Origin of the sequence: Mesorhizobium sp. M7A.F.Ca.CA.002.05.1.1 (assembly GCF_003998335.1) — a bacterium.
Classification (GTDB): Bacteria; Pseudomonadota; Alphaproteobacteria; order Rhizobiales; family Rhizobiaceae; genus Mesorhizobium.
Window position 1 is genome coordinate 1 of record NZ_RZQI01000597.1, and the last position, 3,782, is coordinate 3,782.

The 3,782-nt window shown below is 57.6% G+C and carries 2 protein-coding genes; one reads left to right on the forward strand and one right to left on the reverse strand.

Annotated features, from left to right (window positions below; genetic code table 11):
• The coding region (locus EN939_RS24705; RefSeq protein ID WP_164751193.1) for an outer membrane protein at window positions 1-547 on the reverse strand (547 nt) is incomplete at its 3' end.
• Window positions 548-1,880: 1,333 nt separating this feature from the next.
• On the opposite strand from EN939_RS24705, the gene EN939_RS24715 reads away from it, so the two are divergent.
• Window positions 1,881-2,585 carry a Crp/Fnr family transcriptional regulator gene (locus EN939_RS24715; RefSeq protein WP_127270307.1) on the forward strand — a complete coding sequence of 235 codons (705 nt, stop codon included), beginning with the start codon at window positions 1,881-1,883 and terminating at the stop codon, window positions 2,583-2,585.
• Window positions 2,586-3,782 lie beyond the last annotated feature (1,197 nt).

Below are 3,782 nucleotides of genomic sequence, written 5' to 3' on the forward strand. Positions count from 1 at the left end.
GCAGAAGATTGTCGGTCATGGCGTAGTCCAAGCCCGCGCCTATCGTCCATCCAGTAAATGTGTCTCCGAAAGAACCTGAGACGGTATTACTGCTTGTGTCGATGTCGCCAAATGCAACGCCACCCGCGACATAGGGAAGCAAGCGATCAACGGCATATCCCAATCGAAGTCTTGCCGCCCCACTCCACTTAAGTTCCTCGGTCCCGATGCCGCCCGGAAATGGGAGACCGGGAGCGGCGAATATTTGGCCGCTGTCATCAACATTCGCATATACGACGTCCAGTTCCGCACCAATGACGATATTGTTCGGCATCTGGTAGTTGTAACCGGCGTAGACACCTCCAAGGAACCCGTCAGGATCTGTCTCAATGAAGCCCGGGCCGCTGGCCTGCCGTATATTCCCCTCACCCCGAGCGTAGCCTGCCTGAAGACCGATATACCCACCTGTCCAGCTAAAAACCGGGGCGACTTCTTCGACCATGGCATCGGCAGCGAACGCCGACGAAGCCAGCAGAGACAACGACAAACCAAGAAGCAGCTTCTTCATAGGTGATCCCCTGTAACCCACCCTCTCGTAGCAGAGCGCGCCGATATGTGCCGTTGTATTTCCGCCACATTAGACCCTGATTCAAAACTGCGGTCAGCGCGCTTGACGAGATTGTATTGGCGAGAATCTTGCGTGCCGACCTTGCCTATGAGCGAGCAGCAAATGCTGGTCTTGCTCGAACAGCTTGCTCACGCCCGAATGCTCGTTAGAGACGGCCACGATCCGCAGCCCTCTGCACGCCGCCCTTGCGTATCAAACCGTACGTTGAATCCTTCTTGGGTCACGCGCGAAAAGAGAGTAAATAAATCCCTTCGCAGGAAGGGAGGCCGCGATGGTTGAAACGCATATAGAAATCGCACGCGCGGCTATAGAAACCAGCTTTCGGTTGCGGCACCATTCCCTGGCCGGAACCGCCTTCATTTCGCCGCGGTATGGACCACTCCCGACGCGCAATCGAGGCCTCGCGCGAACTGCTCAAGGGCCTTCGCCAACGTCACCGCGATGACCTGGCCCGAGGTTGGGAAGATCCGGATCCAGATCCTGTTGCCGTCTCGGCCTTCGATGCCGACATTCTCCGCTCTGCATTTCGAAACCTGGTAAGGGAAACAAGCGTTCCCGCGTGTGAATGGCGCCACCTGGCTGAAAGCTTGGTCCGCGAATATGTCGGGTGCGAGCAGGTTGACGCAGGCTTGTTGGACTGGATTACCCACAAGTAGTCACCGCTTGGATAAATCGCGTACCGACGCAAAACAGCCCGTTCCGCCCACATTGCCGGTGACACGAAACGGGCTGCGGAAGCCGGCATGCGGTGCTTCCTGCAATCCAACTTTGGACGCGCACGGATGTTCCGTTAGCTTCTGCTGAAAAGCGGGTACATCCTGCTGCTGTGGCCATTCGACAGTCGCAGGTAGAGTAGACCCGCCGCTCCATTTGCGAAGCGACGGGCTCTCGCCCACCCCATACCCGTCAAAGCAATTTAGATGCCAAATTGTTTGACCCGTTATGGAGCACAGCCTTCGCCTTGCCAGTCGGTCCTGCCAGTCGCCTTCTCGTCGCTCTACCTCGACATCGATAACCATGCACATCATGCCGGCGTTGGCCGCGATCACGAAATTGTCGGATTCGTACGAAGCAGAGTTCTGTACGATTCCAACCCTTTAACTTTGTACACCCCTGTTTTGTAATTCGGCGGCTGGGGGGACGCCGTGCATCAGGTCGCATTTCACTGTCAATCGCGCGCCAGAGGGCGTATCTTCTCCAAATCGTCTGCACGTGTTTACGGGCGCAGACGGCAGGGAGATTGGAAAGCTCTTGCCCCAAGCGGGATTGAGCTATGACCAATCCAGAGAACGCTTCCTATAAAAACCAATTGTTGCGTCGGCTTAACCCTGGTGACCTGGGGCTATTGCAGCCACACCTTGAACTGTGTGACCTCGAGCTGAAAATGACCTTGGAGAAAGCCGATTCGGAGATCGAGACGGTTTACTTCCTGGAAGACGGCATTGCCTCTGTGGTCGCGGCGGCTTCAGGTAAGGAGGCCGAGGTAGGTCTTGTCGGCTTTGAGGGAATGACCGGTGCCGCGCTCGTGATGGGCGCTGACTATGCGGCGCATCAATGTTACATTCAGTCGCCCGGCAGCGCTTTCAGGATCGGAGCCGAGCCCTTCAAGGAGGCTCTTGCGAACAGCCCAACGTTGCGCCTGTTCCTGTTGCGCTATGTCCACTACTTCCACATCCAGACCAGCTATACGGCCCTGATCAACGCAAAATCAAACCTTGAAGAGCGGTTGGCGCGCTGGCTTCTAATGTGTGACGATCGGGTCCACGGCGAACGCCTTGCGATCACCCACGAGTTTCTCGCCGTCATGCTTGGAGCAAGACGCCCAGGGGTTACCGTTGGACTGCAAGTGCTGGAAGGGCGCGGTTTCATCTATTCTCGACGAGGCGAAGTGCATATCAGGGACCGCAGCGGCCTTGCGGCTTGCGCAAACGGCACCTACGGCAAACCGGAGGCCGAGTATGCGCGGCTGGTTGGATGAGAGCGCCTTCCCAGCATGCCGGACGTGGACCACTATAATAGGTGGTTCCAGACACTTGTGCCTCGCGCCAGCAAAACAGCCCGTCCCCATATTGCCGATACAGGAAACGGGGTGCGGAAGCCGCGATGCGATGCTCCCGCAATCCAACTTTGGACGCGCATGGATGTTGCGTTAGCTTCCGCTGACATGCTGCAGTCAGCTACCGCGACACCGAAAGTCGTTCATATCCCGTGGGTCAGTACAAGGTAAATAGCGGGCACTAACATCAACCAGCCGCCCATTCCTAGAACCACCAAAATGGCCATGCGCTCCGTTCGCCTGACAAGGTCGGCAATGTTTTCCTCGTCCGGCAACGAGACGGCGTCCGCAAACCCCGCGGCATGGTCGTTGTCATTTCCCGGTTGGTTTGCGCTGCCACTCGCATTCAATCTCTGGACCAATGTCATTGTTACCGTTCACCAAAAAGATCCCAACCGGCCCGTTCTCGGCGCGTGAGCCGGAACGGGCCAAGGCGGAAAACTAGTTAAAATCGAAGGACGACCGAAGGACCACGCCGGCGGTAGCACCGGACGCGACGGCGACCATGCCGCCAGTAACTGCGGCAAACCCGTCTCCAGCCTCGCCGGCGGCGGCGGTGAGGACGGTGGTGCCAGTCCCGATGGTAGACCTGCTGCACTTCTGCCTGTGAATCTTCGTCAAAGGCCTCTGTTTGTGGCGTCTCAAGTTCGTCGAGGATGCCGTGTCCGGCTCCTGGAACACCCGCCATTGCCTCGATTGGGCGGACAGCGCTTGCAAGGGCCGCTGCCCCGGCAACACCAAACATTGCGGTCAAGAAGGATCGCCGATCCATAATAAACCTCCCAAGGTGCATGAGCTAGAAAGCGCTCGCTGCCGAATGAGCAGCCCAGCGCACGGTGAAATACAGGACCCGCCAGCCGCCGAAAGCGGCTCACGGGTCCTATCAGCGCAGGAAGGGACGTAGCCGCGCCGATCCACGTCATGTCAGCCAAGGACTATCCCCATCACCAGGAAAGTGATGGCTGTTGCCAAAATCGGTGCGAGCAACCATCGCGCCTGACCGACACTTTTTTCCACTGTTTCTCTCCGCGTTTGCAGAGACAACAACCTTCAGGCCTAAGCCGTTCCGCCTACTCCCAGCGGGTAAGACCATTGCGTTTCCCAATCAGACTTTGGTCC